Source organism: Thermatribacter velox (assembly GCF_038396615.1).
GTDB lineage: Bacteria > Atribacterota > Atribacteria > Atribacterales > Thermatribacteraceae > Thermatribacter > Thermatribacter velox.
In genome coordinates, this window is sequence record NZ_CP121689.1 from 528447 (window position 1) to 541918 (window position 13472).

Sequence of the window (13472 nt, forward strand, 5' to 3'; positions counted from 1 at the left end):
TTTTTTTATCTCCCCGTCCTTTCAACTGGTGGTTTTCGGTTATAATATAAAAAACTGGAGTACTAATGGAAGAAGGTTGCACCATGGAGACCTGGACGTTGCTTTCCATTTTTGCAAGTGCTTTCCTGATAGGGTTTTCGGGGGCTCTAATGCCTGGTCCTTTGCTTGCGGTGGTGCTTTCAGGGAGCTCAAAAGAGGGTTTCCGGGCTGGTCCTCTGGTGGTTTTGGGACATGCCCTGCTTGAGACGGGCATGGTTGTTGCCCTGGTCTCAGGCTTGGGAGTGTTTTTTAAAAATGGCTGGGTAATAAAGGTCATTGGTCTTGCCGGTGGGGGTGTACTGGCCTATCTGGGGTTGGATATGCTCTTATCTTTACGTCGCCTTCAAGGTGACATTTTGCATGGCTCTTCAAAGCCTTTTTCTTCAGGTAGCCTGATATGGAAAGGAATTGTGGCCAGTCTTTCCAACCCTTATTGGGTGATGTGGTGGGCCACGGTGGGAATGGCGCTGGTGATTTCGGCCAGCCGTTTTCCAATCTGGGGTCCGGTGGTTTTCTTTCTGGGGCATATTCTTTCTGATTTGGTGTGGTACAGTTTGGTGTCTTTTACCATAGACCGGGGTCGTAATTTCTTTTCTCCCCGTTTTTACAGGGGGATGGTGGGCGTGTGTGGTGCTTTGCTGGTTTTTTTTGGTGGGTATTTTGCAATAGGAGTTGTTTGAGATGCTTCGTTTAAAGCTGGAGCCAGTTCCTCATCGACATGGTGAAATAGTTTTTGTGTACTGGGAGTACGAGCTGGATAGTCCATATCAGCTCTGCTTCATTCCCTTTGGTGCTTTGAACTCCTTTTTGCTTGAAGCGGTGGAAAACGAAGTTGAAGAACTTCCCTCGGAGTTAGGTCTGGTTTTTGAAGACGGCCGCATTAAAATCTGGTTGCCAGACCACTTTTTCTCTGATGACCTTTTCAGGCGCATTGAGAAAGCGCTCTTTGAGAGACTGCGAATGTTTTTTGAAGAGGCTATGTTCTGAACGCCAACCAGAGAAGGAAAAAAATTCCCATCGCAATTCGATAGAACCCGAAGGGTCGCAATCCACGGTTTTTGACTATCTTGAAAAGGAAAAAGCAAGCCAAAAACCCGGATAGAAGCGCAGCCAAAAATCCTGCGAGAATTGGAGTGCTTGCGAAAAAACTGCCCGGGGATAGTTGAAGAATTCCCCTTGCAAAGGCTCCTCCTATGGTGGTCAGCGACAGAAAGAAAGAGAAAAGAACCGCTTCTTCTCGTTTGAGGCCAACCAGGAGACCGGCAAGGATGGTGGCTCCAGAGCGGGAAACACCGGGAAAAAGTGCAAAGACTTGAAAAAGGCCGATGAAGAGCGCTTCTTTAAATCCCGGACTTTCCAGGGGTTGCCCCTTTTTTTCTTTAATAAAAAGAAAAATAACTCCTACTGCAATCAAAAGCAGTATTATCAGCAGGTATTTTTGGCGGAGAGAGTCCTCGATGGTTTTTTCAAAAAGCAAGCCAAACACTCCTGCGGGTATGGTGGCCAGGAGGACTTTAAGAATGTATAAGGGGTCTTTGATGAGTTTTCTGTATCGAGGGAGAAGGTATATTAAAACTGCGAACAGGGTTCCGCCATGCAAAAGCACATCAAACAATAAGCTTTCTTCTCCCAGAGATAACACCGGGCGGAGAAGAATCAAATGGGCGCTCGAGGAAATTGGAAAAAACTCGGTTAATCCCTGTATAATACCTAAGGTACTTGCTTGCCAGATATTCATAGTGAACTATTCTATACACTGAACGTGGAAAGGTCAATTGAGAAATGGGAAAAGTGATTCCTGCAACAGAGGAAAACATCAAGCTGGGAGCGAAGTTGCTTGCAGAGGGCAAGCTGGTGGCTTTCCCCACCGAGACTGTGTACGGCTTAGGGGCAGTTTTTTGCTTAGAGCGAGCAGTGGCGAGAATTTTTGAAGCCAAAAAAAGACCCTTTTTCGACCCCCTTATTGTGCACGTGGCCTCAAAAGAAAAGGTTTCCCTTCTCTGGCGAGAAGTGCCTCATGAAGTGGAGGTACTTCTTTCGCACTTCTGGCCTGGTCCGCTTACCCTGGTTTTACCCAGAAAAGAAACCGTACCTGATATTGTTACCGCTGGGCTGGATACGGTGGCGGTGAGAATGCCTGCCCATCCAGTGGCCTTAAAGTTGATTAAGTACTGTGGCTTTCCTGTAGCGGCTCCCAGTGCCAATCTCTTTGGTCATGTGAGTCCTACCCGAGCAGAAGATGTTAAAGAAGACCTTGGTGACGAGGTGGACCTGATTCTGGATGGTGGAGTCACTTCGGTTGGAGTGGAATCAACTATTCTCCTTTTTAAAGAGGGGGATTTTTATCTTTTGCGTCCGGGAGGAGTGGCGGTGGAGCTGATTGAAGAGCTCCTGGGTAGGAAAATAATACTGCGCAAGGGGTTCGCTGGCCCAGCGCTGGCTCCAGGAATGCTTAAGACGCACTATGCTCCCCGGGTTCCGCTTTACATCTTTGAGGGGGCTGTGGAAGAGCTTGGCAAGGTGAACCTCGAGGGCGTTTTCGTTTTGAGCCCTTTTCCTCTTTCTTTTTTCGGGGATAAGGTTTTTGTTTTGAGCGAGAAAGAGGACCTGAGGGAGGTTGCCTTTCGACTTTTTGCGGCATTGCGGGAGCTTGAACGAAGGAGAGCCAAAAAAGCTTTGGCAATCCCTGTTCCGGAAGCTGGATTGGGAAGGGCCATAATGGACCGCCTGAGGAAAGCTTCTCGAGGAGTGGCGAGAGTGGTGGATGGAAAACTTGTGTTTGTTGAGAAAGTTCGTTGACAGATGCTTTGAACTAAATTAGACTAAAATTGTGGTTTAACGAATTCTTAGAAAGAGGAGGAGAGCCGGATGAGAAAAAATGTTTTGGTTTTGCTTTTGTTTGCTTTAGTAGGGTTATCGCTACTTGTGGTGTCTGGTTGTGGGGTAACTGTCACGCCCGGTGGGGGTCCAGTAATAACCACAGGTCAGGTTAAAATTTGTACCTATAATGGAAATTATTATGGGGAAGTGTGGATTGATAATGTGTACCAGGGTTATTACATTGATGGTTCGGGCTGGTGGGGTCCGTATTGTACAGGTTGGATTACTTTAACCTTAAACCAAAATCACACTATAGAACTTTGGGATTCTACCTCGGGAACAACCTACTTTGGAGTTTTCACTCCTACCTTTAGTGGTCAAACCATTACTTTGCAATAAAAAATTTTTGGAAAGGTTTGGTTAGTTTTAAATTCTGGGTTTCTAAATGAGAACTTTACTTTTCAGAATTTTGACAATATGGGTTCTCTTAACTCTTGTTGTTTTGCTTTCCGGATGCCGGGTGGGTCTTGGCGTGGTGGCTGAGGTCCGCCTGGGAGTGATTTATTTTGCTTCTTCTGATGCTACTACTTATGGGGAACTCTACCTCGACGGAAGCCGTGCAGGATGGCTTGAGCCCTTTGGAGTTATCTCTGAGGTTACCACCCTGGATTTCCCACACCAGGTGGACTTACACTGTGGGTTCTGTGGAGAAGTGCACACCTGGGTTTTTGAGCCTCCCTTTCACGCAGGAGAAACTCTTGAGCTGAGCGTTACTCACTGAGGACCTCGGTAAGCACCAGCCGGTATCCCCTTTGGGGAGCTTCTATTTCTTCGGGATAAAACTGATTGTTCTTGTAACTGAGATACAGTTTTTCTCCGGCAACCTGCAACAAAAACAGGCTCCCGTTAGGGCTTTTCTGGAGTTTTTTCACTCTGGCTTTCCATATCATGCCGGAGATGGGAATGAGCACTAAAAGCGACTGGACGCTTTCTGGTTGCTCTTTGCCGATTAAAAAGGGTAACTGTTCCAGGTCGAAGGCCAGCTCCTTTAAAGGTAGAAAAGCCCTTTTCTTTCCTGCCTCTCCGGAGAGAAAAACTTCGATGTGGTCATCGCAGTAGTTACTTTCAATAAAAAGTGTTCCCCGAGGTGTGTACACCCATTTTCGAGAGCGAATGGGGAGGTTGTTTTGCTTGGTGAGCCATAGCTCAGCTTCTTTGCGATTTTCTGTTTCCTGACTCAGGGTAACCAGAATATGCAGGGTGTTTCCTTCTTCCTGAAAGGTGTAAGTGAAAGTACCCAGTTCCTGCTGGCCTTTGAGGGTCTGAACTGTGTAGCGAAGCGAACTTGGATAGGGTGGTTGCTGGGAAAAGGCACTGTTAGCTGTAAAGAAAGCCAGAATGACAAAAAATGCAGTTACCCTTTTTGCAAGATGCTGCAGGTTAATTGGTGCTCGCCCCCTTTGCTTTGCGATAACTTACAAAGAGCGTTGCGTATCCCAGGACAGAAAGAAGCGGCAGAATACTTGAAGTATAAAGGATAGAAACCAGAACTCCCTGGGGTGTGCTCTGGGCAAGGCTCAAAATCAGGGCGTGAAGAGTTTTTATGCAGAGTGCTGCAATCAGAGAAAGTGAAGACCGTGTTCGGCCCTTCTGTTTTTTAGAGTGAAGCCACAAGGCCAGAAGACCAAAAGCTGCCATTTCGACCTGCGCTTCCAGGATACCCCTGATTACAAAAAGAGGGGTCAGAAAGCTTGCAAACTGGCTATAACCGTAGAAGCGATGAAGGGGATGGAAGAGTACCAGCAGAATGTCTCGAACCAGCTTGCCCATTCCGAAGGCCCATCCTGAGAGAAGCGCTGGGAGGAGAAGCGGTTGGTCTTCGGAAGAGCCAGATATCCTGAGCACAAAAACGATGACTACAAGCTCTGCATAGCTTCTGGCAAGGAGGGAAACAAAGGTCCCCTCAAAACCGGCAAGAAGGGAAAGGAGTAACCGCTCTATCTGGGGCAGGGGTATAATCAGAGAAGCAAGTAAGCCAGAAAGATAAAGCCGATAAAAGCCTGCCGGGATTTTCTTTAGAAAAAAGAGCAGGAAAACGGGGAAAAAGAAGGCGGAAACCAGAAAAACTGCATAGCCCATTACTTTGACACTCCTATCTTTTCACAGTACTTTTCAACTGGGCATATCCTGCAACGGGGTCGGCGGGGAAGACAGATGTTTTGCCCAAACAAAACCAGAGTGTGGTTAAGCTCTCTCCACCATTTTTTAGGTACTATTCTATGCAGTTCTTTTTCGGTTTCTTCGGGAGTTTTTGTAGCCACCATGCCCATACGGTTAGCAATGCGATGGACATGGGTATCCACAGCGATGGCTCCTTTCTGAAAGGAAACGCTGAGTACCAGGTTGGCCGTTTTTCTTCCCACTCCGGGAAGCTGTAATAGTTCTTCCAGCGAAGAAGGAACTTTGCCTCCGTGTTTTTCGAGAAGAATTTTTGAAACTTCTCTCAGGGTTTTGGCTTTCCTGCGGTAAAAGCCCACTGGATAGATTATCCGACTCAACTCCTCTTCAGAAAGCTTGGCAATGGCTTCTGCTGAAGGAGCAACCCGGAAGAGTCTTTCGGCCACTTTCTGGGTGACTACGTCTTTGGTGCGCTGACTCAGGATACATCCCAAAAGTACACGCAGGGGGTCTTTTTCCTGAGAAGAAAGGGTGTAATCTTGCCATTCCCGTTTTTTATCCTGTAAAATGACTAAAACTTTTTCTATCGTGGTGGCATCAAGCATATGTCTATAATAACGAGGAGGGAGGCCAAAAGCAAGTGAAAGCGTTGATTCTGGTTCTGTATGTAGCCTGTATGCTGCTTATCGGATATTACAGCATGCGTAAAACGAAATCTCTCAGTGATTTTTTTCTTGCCAATCGAAGCTTGGGTCCCTGGGTTTCCGCTTTTGCTTACGGCACAACCTATTTCAGCGCCGTGCTTTTTATAGGGTATGCAGGTCGCATAGGCTGGAACTTTGGTCTTTCCAGTTTATGGATTGTGGTGGGCAATACCCTGGTTGGTTCCCTGCTTGCCTGGCTGCTGCTTGCTAAGAAAACCCGCCAGGTTACTGAAAAGCTCAACGTGATGACCATGCCGGAGTTTTTGGGTGCTCGCTATAGTGACCCTTACCTGAAAGCATTTTCAGCGATTTTGGTTTTCGTCTTTTTGATTCCTTATTCGGCCTCGGTTTACATGGGCTTGAGTTACCTTTTTGATGTGGTGATGGGTATTCCCTATGTTCTGGCTCTGCTTTTGATAGCGGTATTAACCGGTTTGTATTTGGTGATGGGGGGTTATTTTGCGGTTGCATTAACTGACTTTGTGCAGGGAAGCATTATGTTCTTTGGAGCCATCTTCATGGTTTTTTATCTTTTGGCTCACCCTCAGGTCGGCGGATTAAGTGGTGCAATAAGTAATTTACGGGCTATAAACCCTTCTCTGGTAGGTGTGGTTGGGCCTCCAGGCTTCTGGCCCCTTTTTGGGCTGGTGGTATTAACCAGTCTTGGTCCCTGGGGACTTCCCCAGATGGTTCAGAAGTTTTACTCTTTGAAGAGTGAGAGAATTGTTGTTGCGGCTACCATAGTCAGCACAGTATTTTCTCTGGTTTGTGTTTTCAGCGCTTACTTTTCTGGCTCACTTACTCGACTTTTTTTCACCGAGCTTCCCCAAATGGGCGGTGTGCCCAATGCCGATTTGCTGATGCCCAACCTTATTGTGAAAGTCATGCCTCAGGCTTTCACCCTAATTTTCTTGTTACTCGTTTTTTCTGCTTCCATGTCCACTCTTTCTTCTCTGGTGCTGGTTTCTTCTTCAGCTATTGTAGTGGACCTTTTTCCTCAGTCCTGGAAGAAAAAGTCTCTTCTCTGGATGCGCTTTCTCTGTGGTCTGTTCGTTTTTCTATCTCTGCTCATTGCCTTCAAAAGGAGCACTTTCATCGTTAACCTGATGTCCATTTCCTGGGGCGCAACAGCAGGAAGTTTTCTGGCGCCCTATGTTTATGGTCTTTACTGGAAAAGAGGCACTCGCCAGGCGGCCTGGGCATCGATGCTTTCTGGGTTGGTAATTGCGGTTGGGTTTTCCTGGTATTTTGGCTTTCGTTCTCAACTGGTGCCTCTGGTAGGTTCTCTGGCTATGCTGATACCTCTGGGGGTTTTCCCAGTGGTATCTTTATTTACAGGAGGTGAGCGGTAAAATGTTAGCCTGTGTTTTCAAAGCTAAGAACCAGTGGGCTGTTGAGGAAGTGGCAGAACCTGAATGTGGACCTGATGAAGTGATAGTCAGGGTAAAAGCCTGTGGCATTTGCGGCACAGACCTACACATTTTGCAAGCAGAGTACTTTTCGGATTTCCCCATTATTGCAGGACACGAATTTTCAGGGGTTGTGGAGCGGGTTGGAGAAAAGGTTACCCAGTTTAAGCCGGGTGATCGGGTGACAGCAGATCCCAACATATTTTGTGATCGTTGCTATTATTGCAAAATTAACAAAAACAATCACTGCCTTAACCTTGAGGCAGTGGGGGTTACCAGAAGTGGTGCTTTTGCTGAGTTGGTTGCAGTTCCGGAAAAGTGTCTTTTCCCTATACCGGAGGGGTTAAGCTTTCAAGAAGCGGCCATGGCTGAACCTCTGGCTTGCGTTATTTATGGGATTCAGAGAAGTAATCTACGCCCTGGAGAAAGGGTGCTCATTTTTGGTGCAGGACCCATAGGGCTTTTGTTGCTCTGCGCTTTTCAGAAAAGTGGCGCCTCTCTGGTTACTATGGTCGATGTTAGCGAGAAGAAGCTCAATCTGGCTCAGGAACTGGGAGCACATGCAGTGGTGGTTGCAGATGGGCGCGAGGGTTCCAGATTGCGTGAGATGGCTCCTCTGGGCTTTGAGGTGGTGGTCGATGCCACTGGTATCCCTGCAGTGCAAGAAAAAGCCTTGCAATTTGTTCAGCCAGATGGTACCTATCTGCTTTTCGGAGTAGCCCCCCGAGGTGCATTAATGAAAGTGGAGCCTTACTCCATTTTTAAGAACGACCTGCGCATTGTAGGTTCTTTTGCAGTCAAAAAGACCATGCAATATTCGCTCAATTTGCTGGCCAGCGGTGCTATCCCTGTTAATAGGTTGATTTCAGCTTCTTTTACGCTGAACGACTTTGGCCTGGCCCTTTCTGAGGTTTTGGATAATCCTGATCACCTCAAGGTACAAATTGTCTTTCCTTAGTCGTTTTCAACATGCCAGAGGCACTAAATTTCCAGTGGCACTTTACCAATCGCTGCAATCTCCGCTGCAGGCATTGTTATCAGGATTTTTTTCGGGATGTCCCTTCCTGGACTGACCCGGTTTTGGTTGGGAAGAGGTTACTTGCAAGCCTTGCTAAGCATGGTCTAAAGGCTACTTTTGCGCTTACTGGGGGAGAACCGCTACTGGTACGGGACACGCTCTTTGCCATCCTCGAGCTTCTGGAAACTCATCCTTCGGCAGAAGAAATCAGCATTATCACCAATGCTACTCTTTTCAATCAAGGACTGCTTGATATGCTTTCCCGTTTCAGGAAGCTGGTTTCCTTTAAGATTTCCTTAGAAGGAGCGGACCCCAAAAGCAATGACTTCATTCGCGGCAGAGGTAACCTCGAGAAAGTGGTTGAGAGCTTGAAGATGATTTGTCGCCAGAAGCGGTTTGATGTGTACGTCATGTATACTCTGCATCGAGGTAATTTCTTGGAGTGGCAGTCTCTTCTCCCCTTACTGTTTGAGCTGGGTGTTAAAGGTTTAATTCTGGAGCGCTTTGTCCCGGAGGGAAAGGGTAAGCTAATGAGAGAACTGGTTCTTGATAGGTCGATGTGGAAGACGTTAATTCAGGCACTCATTGCTTTCTGTCGACTGGAAGAAGTGGAACCTTTACAACTTTTACCCTACAAGGCTTTTATGGTTTCGATGGCCGAGCGTTCACTTTTGGGAGCGCTCTGTGAGCTGGGACGTTCTTTCTGTATTATGCCAGATGCCGCCCTTTTTCCGTGCCGTCGTTTACCTCTGGTGCTTGGTTATCTGGACAGAGACGACTTCATGGATATTCTGAGTGGTAGCACCTTGCTTTCTAACCTCAAGGACAAATCTAAAATGAGCGGTCAGTGTGGAAGTTGTGCTTTCAAATCTTGTGTGGGTTGTCGTGCTCTTGCTTATGCACTCTCGGGAGATGCCTTTGCAGAGGATGTCCAGTGTTTTCTAAGTGAGTCCTGAAGTGTTCAATGGGTGTGGATTTCCACCACATCCCCGTCTTCAAGCTGGTAATCAACGGGAACGAACTGACCTTCGAACTTGACCGAACCCCACACCCTTGCTCCTCGAGTAGAGCTGGCAACTTCTTTGTGAATGAGTTCCGCAAGGTCCATTACCGTTTGTCCCTTGAAGAGCACAAAGGGGCGAGACATGTCTGGTGGTCGGTTGGGAGGTTTACTATACACCCTAATAATTCCAGCTATTTCAAAGATGCGTTTTTTGAGTTCTGCTTTTCCTTTCTCGTCAATGTTTTTCAGGGATATTGCCCAAACCGGAAACTCTTCTTTCCATAGTTCTTCAACCAGGGAAAAGATTTCCTGGTCTTCCGGACGCTCTACCTTGTTACAGAGAAGCAGGGTTCGCAGAGTGTGCCACTCTGGTATTTCTTTATTCAAGGAAATACGGTACTTTTCCAGTTTATTCCGAATGTTCTCTATTTCCTCAAGCAAGGTGGCGCTTTTCGCGTCTACGACCAGCAAGCAGGCACGCACCCGTTGCAGGGCAGAAGCAAAGTTGCCTTCCAACTCCTTTTCAGCGATGGGTGGAAAATCGATGAGTTGAATCTGGATGTTTTCGTATTCCATCATTCCTGGTAAGGGTCGATAAGTGGTGAAAGGATAATCTGCAATTTGGGGTGAGGCGTTGGTGAGAGTTGCAAGAAGTGTCGATTTTCCACTGTTCGGTGGGCCAATTATGGCTATCTGGGTAGCCCCTGCTTTCTCAATGTAGAAAGGGTTAAAAGTGCTTCCTTTCCTGGATTTTTCTTTCTGAAGACTTTTTCGCATGCGGGAGATCTTTTGCTTGATTTCTGCTTGCAATTTTTCAGTGCCTTTATGTTTAGGTATGGTGCGTAACATTTCTTCGAGAGCCTGGAGTTTTTCGGCTTCGCTTTTAGCTTCTCGGTATCTTCTTTCCACTTCGAAATACTGGGGAGGTAAGTTAGCAGGCATTCTCAAACCTCTTTTTAACTTCCTATTTCTTCAGATTCTAAATGTTTAGTAAAACGTAAACAAAAAATTACTGCCCACTTGACGCTTCAGAAATATACGGCTAACATTAACATAAGCGGGCGGTTTTTATTCTACCACGCCTTTTCTTATTTTTGAAGAAAGGGTTATTCGGATAGTGGGGGATGCGATGCGCATTATTGCTGTGGCTAACCAGAAGGGAGGGGTGGCAAAGACCACAACCACCATCAACCTTGGTGCTTCCTTAGCATACCATGCTCGTAAGGTTTTAATTATCGATATGGATCCTCAGGCTCACTCTACACTGGGTTTGGGTTTTGAACCCAACGAATTTGAGAAAACTATCCTGAATGTTCTGGAACCCCCGCGCAGCCCCTACAAGCTTCCCCTGCGTGAGGTTATTGTGCCCACCAGAACTGCCAATCTTTATCTTGTTCCTGCCAATATTGACCTTGCAGGTGCTGAGTATCGGTTAATTGACAAGCTGGGGAGAGAAGATTTTCTCAACTCCAGCATCCAGAAGAGTAATCTCGACTTTGACTACATCCTTATTGATTGTCCCCCCTCGCTGGGTATACTGACCATTAATGCTTTAAAAGCAGCCCGTGAGGTCATTGTTACCATACAACCTCACTATTTTGCCCTGCGAGGCATTGAAGAGTTTATGGAAACTATTGAGTTAATGCGTGAAAATCTGAGGCATGAACCAGAAGTGTTTGTATTGATAACCATTGCCGATGTGAGAACCAATCTTTACAAGGAAGTAATTGGAGAGATCAAAAGGTATTTTGGCGATCGAATGTTTAAAACCATCATTCATAAGAATATTGCTCTTGCGGAAGCGACCAGTCACGGAATGCCGGTTATTGAGTATGAACCCACCTCAAGTGGTGCTCAAAACTACTTATCTTTGGCAAAGGAGGTGATTCGTTTTGAAAAAGAAAAGCCTAAAGCGCGGCTTCTCAGAAAGAATTGACTTTAAACGAGAGCTTATTCGAGATACGACACGTGGTCTTGATTCGGAAGAAACAGTGCGAGAAGAAACTTTGTCAACCCCTAAAAAGTCGACGGCCAAGAAAACGGTTCCTCGCGCTAAAAAGAAAGAGGCCGCAGAGAAAGTAGCTACCATTAAGGTTATTGGTGTCGGAGGAGGGGGCACTAACGCTGTAAACCAGATGATAGAGGCGGGGATAGAAAGCGTTGACCTGATAGTGGTTAACACGGACATTCAGTCTTTGCAATGTTCTCTGGCACCTCAAAAAATCCAGATTGGAGCTTCGCTCACCAGAGGCTTGGGAACCGGTGGCAATCCCAAATTGGGAGAAGATGCCGCTCGGATGGACAAGGAAAAAATTGCCCAGCTTGTTGAAGGAGCAGACCTGGTTTTTGTGACTGCCTGCATGGGAGGTGGTACTGGTACTGGTGCTTCTCCGGTAATAGCAGAGTTAGCCCGTGAGGCGGGAGCTTTGACCATAGGAGTAGTAACCAAACCTTTCAGTTTTGAAGGAGCGCGTCGAGCAAGGCAAGCCTCAGAAGGTATTGAAAACTTGCGCAAAGTGGTCGATGCACTTATCGTGATTCCCAATGACCGCTTGATGGAGATAGCGGACCGGGACACTTCATTGAGAGAAGCGTTTAAAAAGGCAGATTTTGTTCTCTACCAGGCAGTGAGAGGCATTGCTGACCTCATTACTTCGCCTCAGGATATCAACCTGGACCTTGCCGATTTGCGAACAGTACTTACTGGAGCGGGAACGGTTCTTATCGGTATCGGTCATGGTCGGGGTAAAGACAAAGCCAAGCAAGCTGCAGAGATGGCTATTTCCAGTCCTTTGCTGGAAGTTTCCATTAGAGGCGCCCGGTCTATCCTTTTAAGCATTACTGGTGGTCCAGATACAGGGATTCACGAAGTCAAGCAAATTGTTGACATTATTAATAAGGCTGCAGGTACAGAAACTGACCTTCTTTTTGGCAATAAGATAGATCCTGAGTTCAGCAACGAAATACTGGTGACGCTGGTAGCAACCCGTTTTGAATCTGCACTTGAGGAAAAAACAGAAGAAGTTCCTCCCCTGGTTGAGAATATTGCCGTTGATGCGCTTGAGCAAGATATTGATGACAAGCTCATCATTGAAGACGACCTTGATGTTCCTGCTTTTTTGAGGGAAGAACAAAAGAAAGGTTCAGAAGGAAAAGCACGTCTTGATGAAGTGCTGGGGATTTTTAAGCGATCAAGGAGGGAATAAGCAGCTATGGCTTTTCTTTTTGGTAAAGAGTTAACCAGAGAAGAAATACTGAAAAGAGTAGGTGATATTTCTCAGATAGGTGGAGTGAGATTAGCCTGCCTTGCTGATGGTGTGGAGCGGGGAGTTCGTATAGCGGAGGTAAATACCGGAGGTGGACTCTACTATACCGTCTTGCTGGACCGAGGTATGGACATTGCCTGGACTTCTTATAAAGGAATAAGCATAGCCTGGCGCTCAGCAACCGGCAATCTTTCACCCTTTTTCTTCGAACCGGAAGGTTTGGGTTGGTTGCGTGGTTTCCACGGGGGATTGATGAATACTTGTGGTCTTACCTATCACGGAGCTCCCTGCAAAGATGAAAGTACTCACCCCTTTCTCGAGGAAGAGGAACTGGGCCTTCACGGAAGAGCTTCCTTTACTCCTGCAAGCTGTGTTTGGGCTGATGGAGAATGGCAGGGGGACCAGTATATTTTCTGGGTTCAAGGCAAAGTTCGCGAAGCCATTGTATTCGGCGACAAGCTGGTCTTGCACCGCAAAATCTGGGGCCGCTTGGGAGAAAACGTTATTTACATTGAGGATAGAGTACGCAACGAGGGTTCCCAGGATAGTCCCTTTATGATTCTGTATCACGTTAATGTTGGTTATCCGGTTCTTGACGAAGGTAGTCGTTTGCTTTTGCCAGTGACCAAAACTGTCCCCCGGGATAAACATGCTGAAGCAGGCAAGGATGAATGGGACCGATTCACGGTTCCTCAGAAAGGGTACTTTGAAAAGGTGTATCTTCATTATCCGAAAACTCTTGAGGACGGCAAATCGGCCTCTCTCCTTTTGAACGAAAAAATACAACTTGGAATTTATCTTAAGTTTGATGTTCAGGCTTTACCTTACTTTACAGAGTGGAAGATGCTGGGCGAGGGAGAATATGTGCTGGGTATGGAACCTGGAAATGCCTTTCCACTGGGAAGGAGTAAAGAGCGCAGTGAAGGAAGACTCCAATTCCTAAAACCTGGTGAGGAAAAGCGCATTACTCTTGAGATAGGTGTGCTTGATACTGCAGACCAGATAAAGAGATTTTGTGAGTATCTGGGGGTTTAA

Annotated in this window: 16 protein-coding genes; 11 read left to right on the top strand and 5 right to left on the bottom strand. The window is 46.7% G+C overall.

What is annotated here, in order from left to right; translation table 11 throughout:
* Positions 1 to 83 precede the first annotated feature (83 nt).
* Together QBE54_RS02545 and QBE54_RS02550 are read left to right on the top strand one after the other, a co-directional pair.
* The gene (locus tag QBE54_RS02545; protein WP_369018794.1) at positions 84 to 719 is read left to right on the top strand and encodes a LysE family transporter; all 636 of its coding nucleotides are present in this window, start codon (positions 84 to 86) and stop codon (positions 717 to 719) included.
* Between the two features lies 1 nt (position 720).
* Entirely contained in the window at positions 721 to 1026 is a 306-nt protein-coding gene (locus tag QBE54_RS02550; protein ID WP_369018795.1) for a hypothetical protein, read from the top strand.
* Here QBE54_RS02550 and QBE54_RS02555 read toward each other — a convergent pair.
* Complete coding sequence (locus QBE54_RS02555) at positions 1016 to 1777, bottom strand: undecaprenyl-diphosphate phosphatase (RefSeq protein WP_369018796.1); 762 nt, start codon at positions 1775 to 1777, stop codon at positions 1016 to 1018. The genes QBE54_RS02550 and QBE54_RS02555 overlap by 11 nt on opposite strands.
* Positions 1778 to 1821: 44 nt before the next feature.
* Between QBE54_RS02555 and QBE54_RS02560 the strand changes: the two genes are divergently transcribed.
* The 3 genes from QBE54_RS02560 to QBE54_RS02570 all read left to right on the top strand — a co-directional run bounded on the left by QBE54_RS02560 (position 1822) and on the right by QBE54_RS02570 (position 3640).
* A complete protein-coding gene (locus QBE54_RS02560) occupies positions 1822 to 2838 on the top strand; it encodes an L-threonylcarbamoyladenylate synthase (protein WP_369018797.1) in 1017 nt (338 codons plus the stop codon).
* 69 nt (positions 2839 to 2907) lie between these two features.
* A complete protein-coding gene (locus QBE54_RS02565) occupies positions 2908 to 3258 on the top strand; it encodes a hypothetical protein (protein ID WP_369018798.1) in 351 nt (116 codons plus the stop codon).
* A gap of 46 nt (positions 3259 to 3304) precedes the next feature.
* Positions 3305 to 3640: a hypothetical protein gene (locus QBE54_RS02570; protein ID WP_369018799.1), complete on the top strand. Its 336-nt coding sequence runs from the start codon at positions 3305 to 3307 to the stop codon at positions 3638 to 3640.
* Here the strand turns inward: QBE54_RS02570 and QBE54_RS02575 are convergent.
* The 3 genes from QBE54_RS02575 to nth form a co-directional block, all read right to left on the bottom strand.
* Positions 3630 to 4016: a hypothetical protein gene (locus QBE54_RS02575; RefSeq protein WP_369018800.1), complete on the bottom strand. Its 387-nt coding sequence runs from the start codon at positions 4014 to 4016 to the stop codon at positions 3630 to 3632. The two genes, QBE54_RS02570 and QBE54_RS02575, sit on opposite strands and share 11 nt — an antisense overlap.
* Before the next feature lie 283 nt (positions 4017 to 4299).
* The gene (locus tag QBE54_RS02580) at positions 4300 to 4998 is read right to left on the bottom strand and encodes a hypothetical protein (RefSeq protein ID WP_369018801.1); all 699 of its coding nucleotides are present in this window, start codon (positions 4996 to 4998) and stop codon (positions 4300 to 4302) included.
* Positions 4998 to 5642 carry an endonuclease III gene (nth, locus tag QBE54_RS02585; protein ID WP_369018802.1) on the bottom strand — a complete coding sequence of 215 codons (645 nt, stop codon included), beginning with the start codon at positions 5640 to 5642 and terminating at the stop codon, positions 4998 to 5000. The genes QBE54_RS02580 and nth overlap by 1 nt, the downstream gene beginning before the upstream one ends.
* Positions 5643 to 5677: 35 nt before the next feature.
* Between nth and QBE54_RS02590 the strand changes: the two genes are divergently transcribed.
* Genes QBE54_RS02590 through QBE54_RS02600 form a run of 3 tightly spaced genes read left to right on the top strand, consistent with a single transcriptional unit; the run spans position 5678 to position 9124 of the window.
* The gene (locus tag QBE54_RS02590) at positions 5678 to 7093 is read left to right on the top strand and encodes a sodium/solute symporter (RefSeq protein WP_369018803.1); all 1416 of its coding nucleotides are present in this window, start codon (positions 5678 to 5680) and stop codon (positions 7091 to 7093) included.
* A gap of 1 nt (position 7094) precedes the next feature.
* The gene (locus QBE54_RS02595; protein ID WP_369018804.1) at positions 7095 to 8108 is read left to right on the top strand and encodes a zinc-dependent alcohol dehydrogenase family protein; all 1014 of its coding nucleotides are present in this window, start codon (positions 7095 to 7097) and stop codon (positions 8106 to 8108) included.
* Between the two features lie 11 nt (positions 8109 to 8119).
* Complete coding sequence (locus QBE54_RS02600; RefSeq protein WP_369018805.1) at positions 8120 to 9124, top strand: radical SAM protein; 1005 nt, start codon at positions 8120 to 8122, stop codon at positions 9122 to 9124.
* Between the two features lie 5 nt (positions 9125 to 9129).
* Here the strand turns inward: QBE54_RS02600 and QBE54_RS02605 are convergent, their stop codons facing one another.
* The gene (locus QBE54_RS02605; protein ID WP_369018806.1) at positions 9130 to 10113 is read right to left on the bottom strand and encodes a GTPase; all 984 of its coding nucleotides are present in this window, start codon (positions 10111 to 10113) and stop codon (positions 9130 to 9132) included.
* A gap of 175 nt (positions 10114 to 10288) precedes the next feature.
* Here QBE54_RS02605 and QBE54_RS02610 point away from each other — a divergent pair, with 175 nt between their 5' ends.
* Genes QBE54_RS02610 through QBE54_RS02620 form a run of 3 tightly spaced genes read left to right on the top strand, consistent with a single transcriptional unit; the run spans position 10289 to position 13472 of the window.
* Positions 10289 to 11107, top strand: a complete 819-nt coding sequence (locus QBE54_RS02610; RefSeq protein ID WP_369018807.1) for a ParA family protein — start codon at positions 10289 to 10291, stop codon at positions 11105 to 11107.
* Entirely contained in the window at positions 11064 to 12377 is a 1314-nt protein-coding gene (gene ftsZ / locus QBE54_RS02615; RefSeq protein ID WP_369018808.1) for a cell division protein FtsZ, read from the top strand. Before QBE54_RS02610 ends, ftsZ begins: the two co-directional genes overlap by 44 nt.
* 6 nt (positions 12378 to 12383) lie before the next feature.
* Positions 12384 to 13472, top strand: coding sequence for an aldose 1-epimerase family protein (locus QBE54_RS02620; protein WP_369018809.1), 1089 nt, complete (start codon positions 12384 to 12386; stop codon positions 13470 to 13472).